We start from the raw sequence: 19113 nt of genomic DNA, 5'->3' as shown, positions 1-19113 counted from the left end.
CCATCAATCCGCTCGACTTGCATGTATTAGGCACGCCGCCAGCGTTCGTCCTGAGCCAGGATCAAACTCTCCGATAAAAGTTTGAATAGCTCTTTAAAAATAAATCTAGAATTAACGTTGACGTATTGTCTTGTTTTGTTCAGTTTTCAAGGTTCAATGTGCAATCACTTCGTTTAAGCGACTTTTTTATCTTACCAAGTTATGGAGTTAATGTCAACAACTTTTTAAGATTATTTAAGTCGCCACTGACCGCTCGTTGTCGTCGTTCAGCAGCGACATTTACTAATATAACAAGGTTTCATATTGAAGTCAACGAATAATTAATATTTTACTATAATTATTTTACTGCTCGATAATAACGGTGATAAATCCCCTGTCCCTTTGTCTCTACATTAACAATTTCAACGAATCCTTTATCTGTCAGATATTCAATGAGCATGCTTAAATCCACAGAATAATGTTTGGACTCTGAATGATTGAGAAGATCCTGGAACGTCCAATGTTCTTTCTGGTCCAGTATGCTTAATAGATGTTCCGTTGAAACCTTCGTTCTTGAGTGAATGAGAAACTCACTTGCCAGAAACAGTAGCTCAAGTCGTTTATCGATCTCCTCATCACTTGTTACGAGTTCTTCATACAACTTGTAGATTTCAGGCTCTATTTGTTTTACCTGGTTCCATACCGTCACCTCAGGATGAAATCCGTTTTCGATAACCGCAAGCCTGGCCAGATGGTGTAAGGAATGGACGATATGATTATAGGCATCTAAATAATGCTTGCTTTCAAAGAATTCTTTACCGTCCATGTATCGACGAATCAACTTGGCAAATTCCATCCCCATCTTTATCTTTCTACCATAAAACGGGAAATCTCTTAATTCTGTTTTAAGATTATGAATATATTCGTTGCGGTCGAACAGCATCTTACCATTAAATAGCCAATCGATCACTTTTCGGTTGGACCCTAGTAATATCCACTCATTCAGCTTAGCTTCCGTTACGATATGTAAGGCTGCCTTCTGTTCTTTATAAGAATAGTGTTTAATGAATACTGGCTCTTCAGCTTCTTTCACCACTAGAAAAAGGACAATATCAAAAGTATCCGTCAACGGACTGGACTTCTTGCTTTGTTCTATTAAAAGCGCTCCTAAAGTATTGGGGTGACTTGTACGCTCTTGGTATAGCGGTCGTAAAATGTCTTCCATTTCATACTCCTCCACATCACTCATTGGTTGGTTACTATTTCGACATTCAAAGGCGATTTCCTTCTCTGAATATAGTCATTTTTCGACAAAACGGTTTCGTATCCCTCTTCTTACTACAATTATGGTATAGTATTTTTTTAGGAGGGACAAACAAATGGCTAAATATTCGAGTAAAATTAATAAAATCCGTACGTTTGCCTTAAGTTTGGTTTTCATCGGATTTATAATTATGTACGTAGGTATATATTTTAGAGAACATCCATGGGTTATGACAACATTCATGCTGCTGGGTTTTCTGGCAATCATCGGAAGCACGGTTGTCTATTTCTGGATCGGGATGCTATCAACTAAGGCTGTTCAAGTTACATGTCCTAATTGCGGGAAGGTCACAAAAGTCCTTGGACGAGTAGATATGTGTATGTATTGTAATGAACCATTGACTCTTGATCCGAACTTGGAAGGCGAAGAGTTTGATGAGGACTATAATAAAAAGAAAAGATAACCCGAATGAGAAAAGACCTTCTGCTGAAGGTCTTTTTTTTGCATTAAAAAAGAATGGCCCTGATATTAGGACCATCCTTATCTAGTGGGTTTCCTTTGTAGAGCAGTCAGAACATGTTCCGTAGATTTCCATTCGGTGGTTATTCACCTTGAAACCTGTTACGTGGGAAGCCAATTGTTCAACTTCATCCAGTCCAGGATAATGGAAGTCAACGATTTTCCCGCAGCCATCACAGATGACATGGTAATGATCCGTTGTCACAAAATCGAAGCGACTGGAAGCATCACCGTAGGTCAACTCTTTCACTAACCCTACTTCACGGAATACGCGTAAGTTATTGTAGACAGTAGCGACACTCATGTTCGGGAATTTTCCTTCGAGTGCTTTATATATGTCATCAGCAGTTGGATGGGCCATTGAATCAATGAGATACTCTAATATCGCATGACGTTGAGGAGTAATACGGACTCCCGTTTCCTTCAATGTCGAAATCGCTTCCTTTAATTGTCCTTCTTCAGACATCGTCATGCACCTCTTTTCATAAGAATTATTATTTTATAATCTTTATAAATAGTGTACTAATCAACGGTCCCTTTTGTCAATCTTTCTCCCTAGTTACTCATGTAAGTTTTTCTCTTGTTCCCCAAGCTGTTGGTTAATATATCGCCCTGCGACGAATAGGTAGTCAGAAAGTCTGTTCAAATAAGAAAGGACCAACGGATTAATGTCTTCATCAATCCCAACCGCTTCTCTTTCGGCTCTTCTCACGATTGTTCTGGCTGTATGAAGTGCAGCTCCGGCAGGCTGACCTCCCGGAAGGATGAAATTGCTAAGGGGCGTGAGGGCACCATCAAGAAAGTCTATTTGCTCTTCCAGTTCTTTAATATGTGATTGTTCAAGCTTCCACTTCACTTCTTTTCCTGCAGGCGTTGCCAGTTCCGCGCCAACATGAAAGAGAATCGTTTGCACCTTATGAAAGAACTCCTCAAACTTTTCTTTTCCATCAAAGTATTCAGCTTTAAGGTAGCTTAGACCTAAACCGATCATGGAATTCGCTTCATCGCATGTCCCGTATGCCTCAACCCGCTGATCTTTTTTTGACACTCTGGTTCCATATACCAATGATGTCGTTCCCTTATCTCCGGTTTTTGTATAAATTTTCATCCTAATATCCCCTCTCTGCATCGATCACGTTAATATAGTTTTCACTATTCTTAAGATATGTAGTTAAATTCTTTTTAAATATTTCAAGTGCTCTTGGCATGTATTTTTTTGTGATGCTGGAAAGATGAGGCGTCACCGTTATGCCTTCATTATGCCAGAACGGGTGATCCTCTGGTAATGGTTCCTTTTCAAATACATCAAGGTACATCTGTTGTATTAAATTCTTTTCACTTACTTCAAGGAGAACGGATTCCTCCACTAGATCCCCTCGACCTATATTGATGAAAACAGCCGTGTCCTTCATTTGTTCAAAATGCTCAACCTGCAGTATATGCTTCGTTTTCTCAGTGCTGGGCAGAACGGATAGAATGTAATCGGCATTTGAGAGCTCCGTCTGAAATGTCTTCAGGGTGAACATACTGTCAAAATGTTCTGCAGGAAAGCCGGTAGAGTTCACACCCTTCACTTCCATGTGAAACGCTTTTGCCAATCGTGCGATTTCTCCTCCAATTGCTCCCGCTCCCAGTATAAGGAGTGACGCTTCATGAAGTTCCGAGGTTGGAAGCCTCCTGCTCCACACGTTATCCTTTTCCTGTTTCCATACTGCTTGAAGCTGCTTTGCATGCTGAAGCATCAATCCGATTGTAAACTCAGCCATAGGAACTTTATGAATTCCCCTTGCATTTGTCACCAGGATACCTCGTTTTTTGATAGCTTTAAACGGCATCTTCTCAAGGCCTGCCGAGGTGACCATGATCCATTTGCATTTCTTGCTCTTTTCAATGTGAAAGTCGGTCAAATCTTCCCCCATAGTGACGATCACTTCTGCTTCCGGAAGTTTTTTCTCTGCTTCTTTCATTTTTTTATAAAAAAGAAACTCAACCTCAGGGAAACTATCCTTTAAGTCTGAGACAAATGGTTCCTTAGGTTGAAATGTGAAGATGATTTTCATGTAGCTGCCCCCCATCCCTATTTCACAATATTTTACCATATTTGTTCAAGATCACCCTATTTTCAGCATCCTAATATGCAAAAAAAAAGAGGATCGACCTGGTCGATCCTTACACGGATGAGACTGACTTATTTGAGGAGGTTGCCCTACTCTTACTATATGTCCTTACACGTTTTGTGAATGGACAAAAGCCTCGACTCAGTTAAAATAGGCTTAGAAATAGGCTTAGAAATAGGCTTAGGAAAGATTCTCTTGAATATATTGAAGAGCCTCATCCACATGTCCCTTCACTTTAACTTTTCTCCATTCCTTTGAAAGGTTTCCTTCTTTATCAATAATGAAGGTGGAACGCTCGATCCCCATATATTCTTTCCCGAAATTTTTCTTCAGCTTCCATACGCCGTATTCCTCTGCCACCTTGTGTTCTTCGTCTACAAGAAGTAGGAATGGCAATCCATGCTTGTCTACAAATTTTTCATGCTTCTCAACAGGATCCGGACTCACTCCTAAGATAACAGCATCCAAACCCTCAAAGTTTTCGTGCTGATCTCTGAAATCACATGCTTCTGTCGTACAACCTGGGGTCATGTCCTTAGGATAGAAATATAGGACCACGTTTTTCCCCTGATAATCTGAAAGCTTCACCTTTTCTCCATTACTTGCAAGTAATTCAAATTCCGGTGCTTTTTGACCCACTGTCATATATGTTCCCCTCCATTGAATATTTTCTAACTTTAGCGTACCCAATAGGAGGGAAAAACTCAAACCATATGCTATTTGTTTTCGTAGTTTAAAAATGACTTCACGACAAAGGCGGCAGGTATGGTGTAACCGAGCCATGATTCAATGAGGGCAATCCCCCTCCCTATACCAACAGGGGTTACGTCCCCGTACCCTACCGAGAAAAGGGTGATGCCACTGAAATACATCGTAGTGAAAAAATGATCTAGAAAGTTCCCTGTTAAGGGTTCCCCTCCTTCAACGAGAATCGGAATCCCTTCAAGCTCAAAGAGTGTGAACAGAAGACCGAATCCGATCATGATCGTGATATAGCTCATTCCCAAAAAGAGAAAATGATGAAGTGAAACATGATGCTCTTTCCACCTTGAAGGATAAAACAAGGCCCTTAAACTCATCACCATGCAGAACAGAATGAAAAATCCAATGATATAAAGCATGTACATACCCTCTTTTTTTCTGCTTGTCTTCCTATATGTACGCTTAATACTTCAGATTCATTCTAGTTACCTGCACCTCTGTATCGTTTCACTCCTTCATTCCATAACACGATTGAGAAGATGAAAAACCCGATGCCCACAAATGGAGTCAGAAACGAATATGGGTACCATTCCGTCTTTTCCAGGAAAAAGGCAGATGGATAGACTCCAACGAACGCGAATGGAAGAATCCACGTTAACACGAAACGAATCACATTATTATAGATATCAACGGGGTATCTTCCATAGTTACCGATATTGTACATCATCGGCATGATCGACGTTTTCGCATCCGACCAGAATCCGATACTTGCAAGGGCGATGAAGATTCCTGCATATACAAGGGCTCCCCCGATTACAAAGAGGATAAATAAAACGGGTTCATACCATTCAAAGGTAATATCCAGTCTTCCCCCGGCGTAGAACATAACCGCCATTCCTGTAATCACTCCGAACAGCGACTCCAGTTCCATTCGCTCTAAAATGATTTGAAACAAGCTGTGTATGGGACGGGTCAGGATCCGGTCGAACTCCCCCTTCACCACATAACGGTCGTTAAAGTCCCAAATGTTGAAGAACGAACTGAATAGTGCAAACGGGACCAGGAAGAAACCATATATGAAAATAATTTCGTCTCTTGTCCATCCGCTCAGAAGCTGAGTATGGCCAAACACGACCAGGATAAATACGAGGTTAACAGCCTGAAACAGTAAATCAGAAAGAATCTCTACTACCAGGTCGGCCCTGTATTGCAGCCTGATTTTCATATATTGGGCGACATATTGGAAAAACATCTTTACATAAAACATCCGTCACCCTCCTTGAATAATCATTTGTTTTTTTGCCATGACCCAGAGTATCTTAATTGGTATGAGAAGAATCAATGACCATACGCCCTGCATAAGAATTGCGTTGAATGATTCAGAAGTCGTAAAGCCATTGGTAAAAATCATGCTGGGAACATAACTTATACTCTGGAACGGTAAGTATCCCATCACATTCTGCGCCCAAAGGGGAAAAAAATGAATCGGCAGCAATAAGCCGGAAAACAAATCAATGACCACCCGTTTCGCCCGTATGAGGCCATCATTATTAAATAAGAAAAAGGTCGTGATACCCGTCAGTAAATTGATTTGTGTATTGATAATGAAGCTAAACACGATTGAAATCGCAAATAAGCCCAATGTATCAAACCCTGTCCCGAATTGCAGCGGGAAGATGAGGCTGACAATAATCATTCCCGGGAACGAGAAAAACAACAGTCTGAAGATTCCTTCTCCGAGCCCCTGCATCGTCTTCATCCCCAGATAGTTATAGGGCCTGATAAATTCAACCGCCACTTTCCCCTCCTTGATTTCCTGAGCGATTTCACGGTCGATATTATTAAAGTAAAAGGCCCTCGCCATCCACGATACGGCCACATAAGTCGTCATCTGAATGATCGATAATCCTTCAATATCACTTTTTCCTCCGTAGATGGCCTGCCATAAGAAATAGTAAGCTCCAATATTGATACTGTAAATTAATATTCCACTGTAATAATTAGTTCGGTACGCCAGCATCATGAGGAAGCGGATGCGAATCATTTCTATATACTTAGCCATGATACCCTCCCAGACACACTGGAGCTGAACCGGTAGCTTTTAATCCCACACTCATCTCGTCACAGCCCCTTTTTCATAGATGTTCCGTATGATTTCCTCCGTAGTCGTTTCTTCAATCTTCATGTCTTTCACTTTGAAACTCGCAACGATTTTCGTTATCAGTTGTGAGATGACTTCATCATCCGCTTCAATTACTGCTGAATAGCTTTGCTTTTTTTCATCAAAAGACCAGGAGATGTTTTGATTCTTAGTAAGATCGGATAGAGCGGACAGAGACGTGTCGTCCAGAAATTGAAACACGACTTCCTTTTGATCTCCCCAATTTTCCTTGAGCTGACTCAGAGCCCCGTCATAAATGATTTTCCCTTCATCCAACATCACGACTCGTTCACAAAGAGCTTCGATGTCGGTTAAATCATGGGTGGTTAGAAGAATCGTAGTATTGTACTTCTCGTTTATTTCTTTTAAAAATTGGCGGATTTTAAGTTTCACCAGAACATCCAGTCCAATTGTAGGTTCATCCAAGAAAAGTAAAGGTGGATTATGGACAAGAGCAGCTGCCAATTCACATCTCATTCGCTGCCCCAGTGATAATTTACGGACCGGCTTGTCCAGTAGCGACGCGATATCCAGCGTTTCAATCACATGATCCATATGTGCTTTATATTGTTGATCAGGGACTTTGTACACTTTCTTTAAGAGCTGGAAGGATTCCTGAACCGCAATATCCCACCAGAGCTGGGAACGCTGCCCAAACACGACCCCGATCGTCTGAACGAATTTCTCCCGGTCACGATGAGGATTCATTCCATTGACGTTCAGCTCTCCCCCGGTCGGCGTCAAAATCCCAGTCAGCATCTTGATGGTAGTGGATTTTCCGGCTCCATTTTCACCGATGTACCCGACCATCTCACCCTGCTTCACATTGAATGAAATATCGTTCACCGCAGGAACGATTTTATAATTACGCGTAAACAAATCCCTGAATGCCCCTTTTAATCCGGAACGACTGGAAAAAGCCTTGAATTCCTTACGCAAGTGATTTACTTCAATTGCATTCATATTGCGTCCTCCTAATTTCAAAAAAAGTTTCGGTCCTTCTTTTACAAACAAAGAATAGTGTACCACACAGATCTGTTTCCATTTGAACAGTCTGCTTGAAAATTAGTGGGCCCAATGATTCCCTATTTGCTAAAGTGGAAATGACCGTACTACAATAGAAGAGTAGTAGATAGCTAAATACACATATATAGGAGGAAAACATGAAATATACTGAATCAGAAACTTTACATACAGAAGCATTGGAACATATCGTAGGAGGAGTGAATAGCCCTTCACGCTCATACAAAGCAGTGGGCGGAGGCTCTCCGGTTGCAATGGAAAGAGGTCAAGGCGCATATTTCTGGGATGTAGACGGAAATAAATACATCGATTATCTGGCAGCATATGGACCTATCATTACCGGTCACGCCCACCCACATATTACAGAAGCGATCAAAACAGCGGCGGAAAACGGAGTCCTTTACGGAACCCCTACCCGTCATGAAGTGAAGTTTGCCAAAATGATCAAAGAAGCAATGCCTTACATGGACAAGGTTCGATTTGTAAACTCCGGGACTGAAGCGGTAATGACAACGATTCGTGTTGCAAGAGCATACACCGGGAAAGACAAAGTCATTAAATTCGCAGGCTGCTATCACGGTCACTCAGATCTGGTACTGGTTGCAGCTGGATCCGGACCATCTACATTAGGAACTCCTGATTCTGCCGGTGTTCCTAAGAGCATCGCCCAGGAAGTCATCACGGTTCCATTCAACGACATCGAACCATTTAAAGCAGCAATGGAAAAATGGGGAGATCAAATTGCAGCAGTGCTCGTGGAACCCATCGTAGGGAACTTCGGAATTGTAGAACCGAAAGAAGGGTTTCTTGAGCAAGTGAATGACATTGCTCATAATGCCGGTTCCCTTGTCATTTATGATGAAGTCATCACGGCATTCCGATTCATGTACGGCGGAGCTCAGGATATGTTAAAGGTAAAGCCTGACTTAACGGCACTGGGGAAAATCATCGGCGGCGGTCTTCCAATCGGAGCTTACGGCGGGAAGAAAGAAATCATGGAACAGGTCGCCCCGTTAGGACCTGCCTATCAAGCAGGTACAATGGCAGGAAATCCCGCTTCCATCCTTTCAGGAATCGCCTGTCTTGAAGTATTAAAAGAAGAAGGCGTATATGAGAAACTTGATAAACTCGGGGAAATGCTTGAAAAAGGGATCCTTACTGCAGCTGAAAAACATAACACACCGATCTCCATTAACAGATTGAAAGGAGCTCTCACTCTTTACTTTACTACAGCAAAAGTGGAGAACTATGAGCAAGCGGAAGCAACCGATGGAGAAATGTTCGCCAGGTTCTTTAAGCTGATGCTGAATCAGGGAATCAATCTTGCTCCATCTAAATATGAGGCATGGTTCCTAACAACTGCCCATACTGAACAGGATATAGAGGAAACGATCGAAGCTGTCGATTGTGCATTTGCTCAATTATAATTGAATTAATAAACGTATCAAAGGCTGCTCCACAGGAATTCTAACCTGTCAGAGCAGTCTTTTTTGTTCACTTGTTATGAATAACTCTCCTCTTCCTGTCATATCTATTCATTTGGAAGAAGAATTCCATTGCTGTAATTTGTTTATTCACTTCCTCAAAAAGGTACATATTTTGTAGAAACATATTTAAATTTCCCTATTGATATTGCTTGTAAGTACATGTATAGTACAGTATTGTTTATAAAAAAGTTACACAAGAAAGGATCCTAATTCCATGAAACTTGGTGCTCGCATCCTTAAAACGGGAATTGCGATTGTATTAGCTTTACTTGTATCTCAGCTATTGAATATACCGTCTCCAGTGTTTGCTGGAATCGCGGCAGTGTTTGCCGTCCAGCCCACCATTTATCGTTCTTATCTATCGATTATCGAACAAATTCAAGCGAACCTCATAGGTGCCGGGATTGCCGTTATTTTTGTTCTTTTATTCGGCAGCAATCCTCTTATCGTGGGTCTCGCTGCTGTCATAGCGATTGCCATCATTCTTAAATTGAAGCTTCAGAACACGATTGGCCTTGCTCTTGTAACGTTGATCGCGATTATGGAAGTGACGGATCAAGACTTTATCCAATTCGCATTCATCCGCTTCTCAACCATTATGATCGGGGTATTTTCATCGTTCATTATTAATCTGATCTTCCTGCCGCCAAAATACGAAACGAAGCTTTATCATAAAATATCTGATTCTACAGAAGAAATCTTAAAGTGGATTCGATTAAGTTCAAGACACGCAACAGAGTTCCACCTCTTGAAAAAAGACTTGGAGCGTATTAAAGAAAAGCTTATAAAAGTCGATCAATTGTACCTTCTCTATAGAGAAGAACGGGATTATTTCAAGAAAAATTCGATCGTTAAAAGTCGTAAGCTTGTCATTTTCCGTCAGATGATTTCATCAACGAATCGAAGCTTTGACATCTTGAAGCGATTAAACCGGTATGAAAATGAAATCTTCCAGTTACCCGATGAATTACGTGGCGTGATCAAAGGACAGCTTGATTGTCTCCTTACTTACCACGAACAGCTTCTATTGAAGTTCCTGGGTAAAATGCATCCCCATACTGAGTCAGAAGCCCAGCAGGATGTGTGCATGCATCGAAAAGAACTGATGAATATCATGATCCAGGAAGTAAAACAGCATAGTAAAGATGATAATATTCATAATTTCCATCTGCTTCATATTTTCTCGGCTATCTTTGAATACGATGAGCATTTAGAGCACTTAGAAAAACTCATTACAAGCTTCCAATCGTATCATAAAGAAGACAATGAAGTGATGATCGGTGAAGAAGAAGAATAAAAAACGGAGCAAAGGATGTAATTTCCTTTGCTCCGTTTTTTTGTTCTATTTAGTTTTTCATTTTAGGATCAAGGGCATCCCGAAGTCCGTCCCCCATCAAGTTGAATCCCAGTACCGTCAGCATGATGGCAAGTCCCGGGAAGATCATTGTCCACGGGGCTTGCAGCATGAACGTACGTGCATCAGCCAGCATTTTCCCCCATTCGGGTTGCGGTGCTTGTGCACCTAAACCAAGGAAGCCAAGTGCCGCGGCTTCGATTATAGCAGTCGCAATGGCAAGAGTTCCTTGCACAATGATCGGCGCCATACTGTTAGGAAGGATATGACTCAATAGAATACGGCTATCTTTCATCCCAATGGCTTTCGCAGCCATCACGTACTCTTCCTGCTTTACACTCAACACCCGTGACCGGATGAGTCGCCCAAAGTTAGGGATATTGATAATCGCAATGGCAATTAGAGCATTTCTCAGGGATGGCCCAAGAGCAGCTACAACGGCTATCGCTAAAAGGATACTTGGAAATGCAAGCATGATATCAAAGATTCGTGAGATAATCGTATCCACCCATCTTCCATAATAGCCTGCCACAATTCCCAGTAGACTTCCTACTACTGCTGAACCGATTACTGCAAAAAAGCCTACCCATAATGAAATTCGTGCCCCATAAATAATTCTGGACAATATATCCCGTCCAAAGTCATCTGTCCCGAGCCAATGTTCAGAAGATGGAGCCTGCAGTCTTTTCGATAAATCTTGTTCATTGATCCCTTGTGGGGCAATGACTGGTGCAGCAATGGCTAATACGACAAAGAAAAGCACGATAAAAAATCCGACTAAAGCGATTTTGTTTTTTCGAAAGCTTTTCCACGCTTCCTTCCAGGGAGAAACCGTTTCCTCCTGCAGGGAAGGATGAAGCTCTTTTTGCGGTTCTGCTAATTCTGCCATGAGAGTTCACCTCTTTCTTCTATTGATGTTAGTTGTATTTAATGCGCGGATCGACAGCAGCATATAGTAGATCGACAATTAAGTTAATTGTGACAAAGATCGTTGCCACTACGAGAATGCCCGACTGTACAACAGGATAATCACGGAAGCCGATCGCTTCATAAATATAGCGACCAATTCCAGGCCATCCAAAGATCGTCTCTGTCAATATCGCTCCACCTAAAAGGAGCCCCATTTGCAGACCGATTACCGTCAATACGGGAATGATGGCATTTTTAAGGGAATGCTTGTACACAACCCAGAACATTTTCAGACCTTTGGCACGAGCAGTTCGAATGTAATCCGAACGCATGACTTCAAGCATACTCGAACGGGTCATACGTGCAATGATCGCCATAGGAATCGTGGCAAGTGCAATACCCGGAAGGATCAGATGCCTCATCACTTCACCTAATTGATCGAAACGTCCTTGTATGATGGTGTCTAAAATATAGAGATTCGTAATGGCATCGATTGGATTACGAATGTTTTCCCTTCCTGTGGTTGGAAGCCAGTCAAGTTGAATACCGAAGATCCACTGTTCCATCAAACCAAGCCAGAAGATCGGCATAGACACCCCGACCAAAGCCAATATCATGGCAGTATAATCAAACCATGAGTTCTGGAACCAGGCACTGATTATACCTGCATTCACCCCTATGACCACGGCAATGACGATCGCTACAATCGCCAATTCCGCTGTCGCAGCCAAGTATGGCCATATTTCACTTGAAACTTCTGTTTTTGTACGAATAGAGCTGCCTAAATCACCTGTTAATAGGCCTTTAAGATACTCAAAATATTGAACATACCAGGCATTATCAAGACCTAACTGTGTTCTTAGCTGTTCTATGGCTTCTTTTGAAGCCTGTTGACCAAGGATCACTTGGGCAGGGTCTCCAGGTATCGCCCGAATGATAAAGAATACAATAAAGGTCATCCCTAATAATACGGGTATTAATTGAAGTAATCTTCGAATGGTGTATTGAAACATTTTGTTCACCTCTCTGAAAGGAGATTCTAGTATTCTTGGAAGCTTGCTTAAATATTTCATGCTTGTCGGGGCTGAACGAGCCGCCTCTGCTTTTCTATGTACAAAGGGGAGACTAAAAAGTTATCTCCCCTAGGTTGAATCTTATTAGGACTATTCCATGTCTACTGCACCTAAGAAGTCAGATCCAGTTGGGTGCGGTTTGAAATTCTTCACAGCCGCACTACCAGCTAATAACGGTGTAGAGTGAGCCAACGGTACCCAAGGAGCATCTTCATGGATGATTTCCTGAGCCTGTTTGTACATCTCTTCACGTTTTGCTTGATCTGTTTCAGATTGAGCAGCAATTAATAATTCATGAAGCTCATCATTGCTGTAGTAAGTGTAGTTATTGCTTCCGATATTGTCTTTATCAAGTAATACATATAGGAAGTTATCTGCATCACCATTGTCACCAGTCCACCCAAGTAAGAACGCATCCGCTTCTCCGTTACGGGCTTTTTCTAAGTATGTCGCCCACTCGTAAGATACGATTTTCGCTTTCACTCCTACTTCTTGAAGGTCTGCCTGAATCGCTTCAGCTACTTTTTGTCCATCCGGCATGTATGGACGTGGGACTGGCATTGCCCATAATTCCATTTCAAATCCATCTTCAAGTCCTGCTTCTGCAAGAAGTTCTTTTGCTTTTTCAGGATTGTATTCGTATCCTTCAAGCGCGTCATTGTAACCGCCAATAACTGGAGGCATTGGGTTTTTCGCTACTTCTGCTCTTCCTTCGAAGAATGCGTCGATGATTTCCTGCTTGTTGATTGCATAGTTAATTGCCTGGCGTACTTTTGGATTATCAAAAGGTTTTCGAGTCGATGTTAACCCCAAGTATCCAACGTTCATAGAAGGACGTTCGAATAATTGTAATTGGTCGTTACCTTCAACTTGAGCTGCATCACTTGGATTGATACCATCTGCAAGATCGATTTCACCTGAAACCAGCGCGTTTAGACGGGCAGAGTTTTCAGGAATTGATTTGAAGACAACTTGATCTAATTTCGGTAGATCTTTTTTCCAGTAGTCTTCATTCTTAACTAAAACGATTTTGTCATTACGCTTCCACTCTTTGAACTTGAAAGGACCTGTTCCTGCATCAGTCGGTGCTTCGCCTAACTTGTCACCTAACTCATCAAGAGCTTTAGGACTTACAATCGCAAACGGGCTCATTGCAATGTTCTTTAAGAACGGAGCCTGTGGACGTTTAAGGACAAACTCAACAGTTTTCTCATCAACAGCTTTTACTTCATTGATAACGTGACCTTCATCACCTTTAAATCCACCAAACATAGATTTATAGTAGTAGAATGCTTCTTCATTACCATTCATCCAACGCTCGAAGTTCTTCACGACTGCGTCAGCATTGAAATCTGTACCATCTTGGAATTTAACACCTTCACGAAGTGTGAAAGTATACGTTAACCCGTCTTCAGATACCTTCCACTCTTCAGCTAATCCTGGATTTGGTTCTGTATCCTGTTCACCAAATTCAACTAAAGTTTCGAAGATATTCTTTGTTACTTTAAATGATTCACCATCTGTAACCGCAGCAGGATCAAGTGCTACCGAGTCCCCCCCGCGACCAAAGATCAATACTTTTGGATCGCCGCTATCTTTACTGTCGCTGCCTTCGCCTGAAGAGCTTTCATTTCCTCCACATCCGTAAAGAACAGATGATACGAGTAGGATGAGCAGCATTAAAATTGACCAGCTTTTTTTTCTCAACTAAATCCCCTCCTGAATAATGTTTATATACTTATGAGACTTGCCTTCTAGTAAAGATGACAAGCTACATAATGCCCTGGTTGGTGCTCCTTGAATTCCGGTACCTTCTGTTTACAGATATCCGTTGCGTGTGGACATCTGGTGTGAAATGTACAGCCACTTGGCGGGTTGGACGGACTCGGAATGTCCCCCTGCAAGAGAATCGTTTCTCTTTTGAAATCCGGATCCGGTACCGGTACTGCCGATAATAGTGCCTGAGTATATGGATGAAGCGGTTTTTCATAGAGTAGTTCACTATTACTCAGCTCTACCATTTTTCCGAGATACATCACGCCTACCCGGTCACTTATATGTCTAACTACACCTAAATCATGAGCAATGAAGATATAGGTGAGTCCGAACTCTTTTTGCAAATCCTGCATCAGGTTCAGGACCTGGGATTGAATGGATACGTCAAGAGCTGAAACAGGCTCATCGGCTATTATGAGCTTGGGTTTCGTCATCAAGGCCCTCGCGATGCCAATCCGCTGCCTTTGTCCACCGCTGAATTGATGTGGATAACGTTTCGCATGATAGCTGCTTAGCCCGACAATATTGAGTAGTTCATGAACCCTCTTTTTTCTTTCTTTCGCTGAACCCATTCCATGGACCTTTAATGGTTCTTCGAGAATCTGTTCAACAGTATGCCTTGGATTCAAGGAAGCAAAAGGATCCTGAAAGACCATCTGCATCTCCCGGCGAATCTTCCTCATTTCTGAGTTTGATAGACTTGTAAGCTCTCGATCTTCGAATGTCACTTTCCCTTCGGATGGATCGATGAGTCTCATAAGCATCCTGCCGGTCGTCGACTTGCCACATCCGCTTTCCCCTACGATTCCCAGGGTCTCTCCTTTATTCACGGTAAAAGATACCCCGTCTACTGCTTTTACCGAACTGACAGGTCGTCCGAGAATTCCTCCTGTAATCGGAAAGTGTTTCTTAAGATTCTCAACCTTTAGCAACGGTTCCGTCATAAACTCCCTCCTCCACTTCATCGAACAGGAAGCATCGTGTGCAATGTCCTTGTGATGTTTCATATAATTCCGGTGTTTCAACTAAACAACGATCAAAGGCATATTCACAGCGGGCTGCAAATCGGCATCCTGTCTTAATGGACCCCGGTTTCGGAACATTCCCCTGAATCGAGTGCAGCCGCTGCTGCTTGATTCTCATATCCGGTACGGATTGAATCAATCCTTTTGTGTAAGGATGCTGAGGGTTCTTGAAGATTTCTTCTACTTTCCCCTCTTCCACCACTTTCCCTGAATACATTACGACCACTCGTTCACATGTTTCAGCTACAACGCCTAAATCATGAGTAATCAATAGGACCGCTGTATTCAATTCTTTATTTAATCGTTTCATCAATTTCAAAATTTGTGCCTGAATCGTCACATCAAGAGCGGTAGTCGGCTCGTCTGCTATCAACACACGTGGATCACAAACCATGGCCATGGCAATCATGACCCTTTGTCTCATACCGCCTGATAGCTGATGGGGGTATTCCTTGATAAGCTCTTCAGATCTCGGTAAACCGACCATCTTCATAATTTCAATCGCTTTATCTCTTGCTTGTTTCTTTCCAACCTTAGTATGTATTCGTATTGCTTCCGTTAATTGATCACCTATAGTAAAAACAGGGTTTAAAGATGTCATTGGCTCTTGGAAGATCATCGCTATATCATTGCCCCGGATATCTCTCATTCGCTTTTCAGATGCTTGTGTCAGATCTTCATCTTTATACAGAATCTTTCCACCTACTATTTTCCCCGGTGGTTTCGGTACCAGGCCCATGATGGATAGGGATGTAACACTTTTACCACATCCACTCTCCCCAACGATGCCTAGCACCTCCCCTTCATTCACATGAAAGCTTACTCCATCGACTGCAGGAACTTCTCCGTCATCAGTAAAAAAGGAGGTCCTCAAATCTTCCACTTTTAGTAAAGGACGCGCTTCGCTCATTCAAATCCTCCTCTTGAAACTATCTCTCTTTTCTTAATAGTGCTTATTTTCTAAATTTTATATGTTTCTTATTATACAAGATGTTACAAATGTTGCAATCTATTTTCAGAATTTTTCTACATAAATTGTTTATGCTCTTTCATTCCTAATTCAATTCAATATATGTCCAATTATCCTTTTCATTCCTTCCATATAAAGTTATTTAGTCCTACTTTATTCATGATACACCTGAAATAAGTTTGATATATTTTTTTGATACACAAAAAAAGTCATGACTTTTATCACACGTTTCGTGATAAGTCATGACTTTCTTAGTTTATTGATCGAGCTGCTGTACTTGGAAGAGTTTATAGTAATGACCCTGTTTTGCCATCAGCTCTTCATGTGTGCCCATTTCGACAACTTCTCCATGCTCCATATGAATGATTCTGTCAGCATGAGTAATCGTTGATAATCGATGAGCGACTATGAAGGTCGTTCGATCTTTTGCCAGGATTTCAAGAGATTCCTGGATCAGGTGTTCGCTTTCCAGATCAAGGGCTGATGTTGCTTCATCCAGAATGAGAATCGGTGGATTTTTAAGGAACACCCTGGCAATCGCGACACGTTGCTTCTGTCCGCCAGATAGTTTCACACCGCGTTCCCCTACTTTAGTGTCATAGCCTTGAGGTAATTTCATGATGAAATCATGTGCATTTGCCGCCTTGGCAGCTTCTATTACTTCTTCATCCGTCGCATCAGGATTACCGAATTTAATATTCATCTTGACCGATTCACTAAAGAGAATATTATCCTGAAGCACCATTCCGATATTGTCCCGCAATGACCTCACCTGAAATCTTCTGATGTCTGTTCCATCTAAAAGAATTTCACCCTCTGTGACATCATAAAAACGGGGAATAAGACTGACGAAGGATGATTTCCCTCCACCGCTCATGCCGACCAGTGCGACGGTTTCACCCGTTTTAATATCAAGGTTGAGATTACGCAGTACCTCTTCCTCTTTAGATTCATAGCGAAAGGAAACATTTTTAAAATGAATATCTCCGCGCACATTTTCACAAGGAATCGCACCAGGTTCATCGTCAATATCATACTTCTCATCCATGAACTCAAATACACGGTCCATGGAAGCGATCGATTGAGTCAAGGTTGTAGAAGAATTCACCAGTCGTCTAAGCGGACCATAGAGTCGATCGATATATGCAATAAAGGCAGCCATTGTCCCAATGGTGAGATCTCCATTAATGACTTGCAGTCCCGCATATCCAATGATGATTAACGGAGAAATATCCGTAATGGTATTCACAACCGCGAACGCTTTCGCATTCCAGCTTGTTTGCTTTAAGGCCTTCGTTAAGAAATTGCTATTTTGATTCTGAAACTGTTTTTGTTCATAGTCTTCGACAGCAAAACTCTTGATGACCGCCATTCCCTGGACCCGTTCGTGCAAATGGCTTTGAACCTCTGCCAAAGCTTGTGAGCGGTCTCTTGTTAACCCTCTTAGTCTTCCAAAGAAATAACGGACGGAGAAAGCATAGAAAGGAAACGCTATAAGAGAAACAAGTGTTAGCGAAACATCCATCGTAAACATGATGGACAAGGCAATGACAATGGTAGCTGCATCCAGCCATAGGTTCATCAGACCGGTGATCACGAAATTCTTCGTCTGCTCTACATCATTGATGACCCGGGAAATGACTTCTCCTGCTCTTGTATTCGAATAATACTTAAAGCTGAGTCGCTGGATATGTGAAAACAAATGGTCCCTTAAGTCATACAAGATCTTGTTTCCCGTCCACTGAGCAAAGTACTGTCGATAATACTCTACAGGCGGTCTTACAAGTAAGAATAGAGCAAGCATGACCCCCATGATCATCAGTAATTGATTGGTCTTTTCTTCCGTAGATAAGCCCGAAGCCCCCACTATATCATCAATGACATATTTGATTAAAATCGGAATTAGTAAGGGGATGGTAAATTTAATAATACCTATGATTAATGTACCGATAATTTGCCACCGATAAGGTTTTACAAATTGAAGGTAGCGTTTAATACTATCCAAGTGATTACTCCTTTCTAAGATGTGAGTATTTATTTTGCCCCAATAAAAAGGGATGACCCTGTATGGAACGCAGCACTGTTCCTCTCCAAGTCCTTTCAGGAAATGAAAAGGGTTGCTCCTTACTGGGTCAGCCCTTTAATGCCTATACAGTTTTCCAGCTGTGTTAACCCCTGTGTGTCAGATAACGCTCGTACCAAATGTCAATAAAGTCAGGGGCAAAAGGCCCTTTTCTTTGTCGTATCCAGCGAACAAGCTTGTCGACATTCCGCTTCAGGATGTGATCGATCACATCAGGGTACCCGTACAACTTGCGATGAGCTTCATACTCATCCTCATCCAGCAATGTATATGTCATATCAGGAAACACTTTAATATCCAAGTCGTAATCGATATACTTGATTGCTTCATGATCATATACAAATGGTGAGCTTAAATTACAATAATAATAAATACCGTCCTCACGAATCATACAAATAATGTTAAACCATAGCTCTGAATGAAAATAGCATATTGCCGGTTCACGGGTCATCCACGTTCTTCCGTCTGATTCCGTCACCATCGTTCGATCATTTCCACCGATTATCTGATTGCTCGTTCCTTTCAGGACCGTCGTCTCATTCCATATCCGGTGAATGTTGCCATCATGCTTAAAGCTATGTATTTGTACTGATTTTCCTTCAGTGGGAACCGCCATCGTATCCCCTTCTTTCATTTCAAAATTACCCTTATATATACTTATCTATTCTATC

At 41.8% G+C, this 19113-nt stretch carries 19 protein-coding genes and 1 rRNA gene; 3 read left to right on the top strand and 17 right to left on the bottom strand.

The features are described from left to right. A 16S ribosomal RNA gene (locus ACQKFO_RS12030) occupies nt 1-77 on the bottom strand; the annotation flags it as partial. 260 nt (nt 78-337) lie between these two features. Next, nucleotides 338-1204 carry a nucleotidyltransferase-like protein gene (locus ACQKFO_RS12025; protein ID WP_427598873.1) on the bottom strand — a complete coding sequence of 289 codons (867 nt, stop codon included), beginning with the start codon at nt 1202-1204 and terminating at the stop codon, nt 338-340. Between the two features lie 154 nt (nt 1205-1358). Between ACQKFO_RS12025 and ACQKFO_RS12020 the strand changes: the two genes are divergently transcribed. Then, complete coding sequence (locus tag ACQKFO_RS12020) at nt 1359-1706, top strand: YgzB family protein (RefSeq protein WP_148968126.1); 348 nt, start codon at nt 1359-1361, stop codon at nt 1704-1706. An 81-nt stretch (nt 1707-1787) separates the two neighbouring features. Here ACQKFO_RS12020 and perR read toward each other — a convergent pair whose 3' ends face one another. The 8 genes from perR to ACQKFO_RS11980 form a co-directional block, all read right to left on the bottom strand. Next, nucleotides 1788-2228, bottom strand: a complete 441-nt coding sequence (perR, locus tag ACQKFO_RS12015) for a peroxide-responsive transcriptional repressor PerR (protein ID WP_425383239.1) — start codon at nt 2226-2228, stop codon at nt 1788-1790. Nucleotides 2229-2321: 93 nt separating this feature from the next. Beyond that, nucleotides 2322-2870: a cob(I)yrinic acid a,c-diamide adenosyltransferase gene (locus tag ACQKFO_RS12010; RefSeq protein ID WP_149157430.1), complete on the bottom strand. Its 549-nt coding sequence runs from the start codon at nt 2868-2870 to the stop codon at nt 2322-2324. A 1-nt stretch (nt 2871) separates the two neighbouring features. After that, nucleotides 2872-3822: a D-2-hydroxyacid dehydrogenase gene (locus tag ACQKFO_RS12005; RefSeq protein ID WP_427598872.1), complete on the bottom strand. Its 951-nt coding sequence runs from the start codon at nt 3820-3822 to the stop codon at nt 2872-2874. Nucleotides 3823-4059: 237 nt separating this feature from the next. After that, on the bottom strand, nt 4060-4524 hold the full coding sequence (gene bcp, locus ACQKFO_RS12000) for a thioredoxin-dependent thiol peroxidase (RefSeq protein ID WP_427598871.1): 465 nt from the start codon (nt 4522-4524) through the stop codon (nt 4060-4062). 71 nt (nt 4525-4595) lie between these two features. Further along, nucleotides 4596-5000: an ion channel gene (locus ACQKFO_RS11995; RefSeq protein ID WP_148968122.1), complete on the bottom strand. Its 405-nt coding sequence runs from the start codon at nt 4998-5000 to the stop codon at nt 4596-4598. A gap of 62 nt (nt 5001-5062) precedes the next feature. Next, on the bottom strand, nt 5063-5848 hold the full coding sequence (locus ACQKFO_RS11990) for an ABC transporter permease (protein ID WP_427598870.1): 786 nt from the start codon (nt 5846-5848) through the stop codon (nt 5063-5065). 3 nt (nt 5849-5851) lie between these two features. Then, on the bottom strand, nt 5852-6643 hold the full coding sequence (locus ACQKFO_RS11985; protein ID WP_427598868.1) for an ABC transporter permease: 792 nt from the start codon (nt 6641-6643) through the stop codon (nt 5852-5854). Nucleotides 6644-6694: 51 nt separating this feature from the next. Next, nucleotides 6695-7705 carry an ABC transporter ATP-binding protein gene (locus ACQKFO_RS11980; RefSeq protein WP_427598867.1) on the bottom strand — a complete coding sequence of 337 codons (1011 nt, stop codon included), beginning with the start codon at nt 7703-7705 and terminating at the stop codon, nt 6695-6697. Between the two features lie 200 nt (nt 7706-7905). On the opposite strand from ACQKFO_RS11980, the gene ACQKFO_RS11975 reads away from it, so the two are divergent. Both ACQKFO_RS11975 and ACQKFO_RS11970 read left to right on the top strand, forming a co-directional pair. Then, nucleotides 7906-9192, top strand: coding sequence for a glutamate-1-semialdehyde 2,1-aminomutase (locus ACQKFO_RS11975; protein WP_427598866.1), 1287 nt, complete (start codon nt 7906-7908; stop codon nt 9190-9192). 274 nt (nt 9193-9466) lie between these two features. Next, complete coding sequence (locus ACQKFO_RS11970; RefSeq protein ID WP_427598864.1) at nt 9467-10549, top strand: FUSC family protein; 1083 nt, start codon at nt 9467-9469, stop codon at nt 10547-10549. Nucleotides 10550-10598: 49 nt separating this feature from the next. Here ACQKFO_RS11970 and nikC read toward each other — a convergent pair whose 3' ends face one another. The 7 genes from nikC to ntdP form a co-directional block, all read right to left on the bottom strand. Then, nucleotides 10599-11495: a nickel transporter permease gene (gene nikC / locus ACQKFO_RS11965; RefSeq protein WP_044339707.1), complete on the bottom strand. Its 897-nt coding sequence runs from the start codon at nt 11493-11495 to the stop codon at nt 10599-10601. A 28-nt stretch (nt 11496-11523) separates the two neighbouring features. Then, a complete protein-coding gene (locus tag ACQKFO_RS11960) occupies nt 11524-12528 on the bottom strand; it encodes an ABC transporter permease (RefSeq protein WP_427598863.1) in 1005 nt (334 codons plus the stop codon). 150 nt (nt 12529-12678) lie between these two features. Continuing rightward, entirely contained in the window at nt 12679-14268 is a 1590-nt protein-coding gene (locus ACQKFO_RS11955; RefSeq protein ID WP_427598917.1) for an ABC transporter substrate-binding protein, read from the bottom strand. 74 nt (nt 14269-14342) lie between these two features. Further along, entirely contained in the window at nt 14343-15308 is a 966-nt protein-coding gene (locus ACQKFO_RS11950) for an ABC transporter ATP-binding protein (protein WP_427598862.1), read from the bottom strand. Continuing rightward, nucleotides 15283-16299 carry an ABC transporter ATP-binding protein gene (locus tag ACQKFO_RS11945; RefSeq protein ID WP_148968114.1) on the bottom strand — a complete coding sequence of 339 codons (1017 nt, stop codon included), beginning with the start codon at nt 16297-16299 and terminating at the stop codon, nt 15283-15285. Before ACQKFO_RS11945 ends, ACQKFO_RS11950 begins: the two co-directional genes overlap by 26 nt. Nucleotides 16300-16615: 316 nt before the next feature. Continuing rightward, nucleotides 16616-18364: an ABC transporter ATP-binding protein gene (locus ACQKFO_RS11940; RefSeq protein WP_427598861.1), complete on the bottom strand. Its 1749-nt coding sequence runs from the start codon at nt 18362-18364 to the stop codon at nt 16616-16618. A gap of 163 nt (nt 18365-18527) precedes the next feature. Then, nucleotides 18528-19058: a nucleoside tri-diphosphate phosphatase gene (gene ntdP, locus ACQKFO_RS11935; protein ID WP_113970149.1), complete on the bottom strand. Its 531-nt coding sequence runs from the start codon at nt 19056-19058 to the stop codon at nt 18528-18530. Nucleotides 19059-19113 lie beyond the last annotated feature (55 nt).

The organism is Rossellomorea sp. NPDC071047, from assembly GCF_050270195.1.
GTDB lineage: Bacteria > Bacillota > Bacilli > Bacillales > Bacillaceae_B > Rossellomorea.
Note: the sequence above shows the minus strand (reverse complement) of the source record. Positions and strands in the feature narration are given on the sequence as shown.

Bases quoted from the DNA above. Each gene is read 5' to 3' on its own strand.
- ACQKFO_RS12025 (WP_427598873.1), bottom strand. From the start codon at position 1,204: ATGGAAGACATTTTACGACCGCTATACCAAGAGCGTACAAGTCACCCC.
- ACQKFO_RS12020 (WP_148968126.1), top strand. From the start codon at position 1,359: ATGGCTAAATATTCGAGTAAAATTAATAAAATCCGTACGTTTGCCTTA.
- perR (WP_425383239.1), bottom strand. From the start codon at position 2,228: ATGTCTGAAGAAGGACAATTAAAGGAAGCGATTTCGACATTGAAGGAA.
- ACQKFO_RS12010 (WP_149157430.1), bottom strand. From the start codon at position 2,870: ATGAAAATTTATACAAAAACCGGAGATAAGGGAACGACATCATTGGTA.
- ACQKFO_RS12005 (WP_427598872.1), bottom strand. From the start codon at position 3,822: ATGAAAATCATCTTCACATTTCAACCTAAGGAACCATTTGTCTCAGAC.
- bcp (WP_427598871.1), bottom strand. From the start codon at position 4,524: ATGACAGTGGGTCAAAAAGCACCGGAATTTGAATTACTTGCAAGTAAT.
- ACQKFO_RS11995 (WP_148968122.1), bottom strand. From the start codon at position 5,000: ATGCTTTATATCATTGGATTTTTCATTCTGTTCTGCATGGTGATGAGT.
- ACQKFO_RS11990 (WP_427598870.1), bottom strand. From the start codon at position 5,848: ATGTTTTATGTAAAGATGTTTTTCCAATATGTCGCCCAATATATGAAA.
- ACQKFO_RS11985 (WP_427598868.1), bottom strand. From the start codon at position 6,643: ATGGCTAAGTATATAGAAATGATTCGCATCCGCTTCCTCATGATGCTG.
- ACQKFO_RS11980 (WP_427598867.1), bottom strand. From the start codon at position 7,705: ATGAATGCAATTGAAGTAAATCACTTGCGTAAGGAATTCAAGGCTTTT.
- ACQKFO_RS11975 (WP_427598866.1), top strand. From the start codon at position 7,906: ATGAAATATACTGAATCAGAAACTTTACATACAGAAGCATTGGAACAT.
- ACQKFO_RS11970 (WP_427598864.1), top strand. From the start codon at position 9,467: ATGAAACTTGGTGCTCGCATCCTTAAAACGGGAATTGCGATTGTATTA.
- nikC (WP_044339707.1), bottom strand. From the start codon at position 11,495: ATGGCAGAATTAGCAGAACCGCAAAAAGAGCTTCATCCTTCCCTGCAG.
- ACQKFO_RS11960 (WP_427598863.1), bottom strand. From the start codon at position 12,528: ATGTTTCAATACACCATTCGAAGATTACTTCAATTAATACCCGTATTA.
- ACQKFO_RS11955 (WP_427598917.1), bottom strand. From the start codon at position 14,268: ATGCTGCTCATCCTACTCGTATCATCTGTTCTTTACGGATGTGGAGGA.
- ACQKFO_RS11950 (WP_427598862.1), bottom strand. From the start codon at position 15,308: ATGACGGAACCGTTGCTAAAGGTTGAGAATCTTAAGAAACACTTTCCG.
- ACQKFO_RS11945 (WP_148968114.1), bottom strand. From the start codon at position 16,299: ATGAGCGAAGCGCGTCCTTTACTAAAAGTGGAAGATTTGAGGACCTCC.
- ntdP (WP_113970149.1), bottom strand. From the start codon at position 19,058: ATGGCGGTTCCCACTGAAGGAAAATCAGTACAAATACATAGCTTTAAG.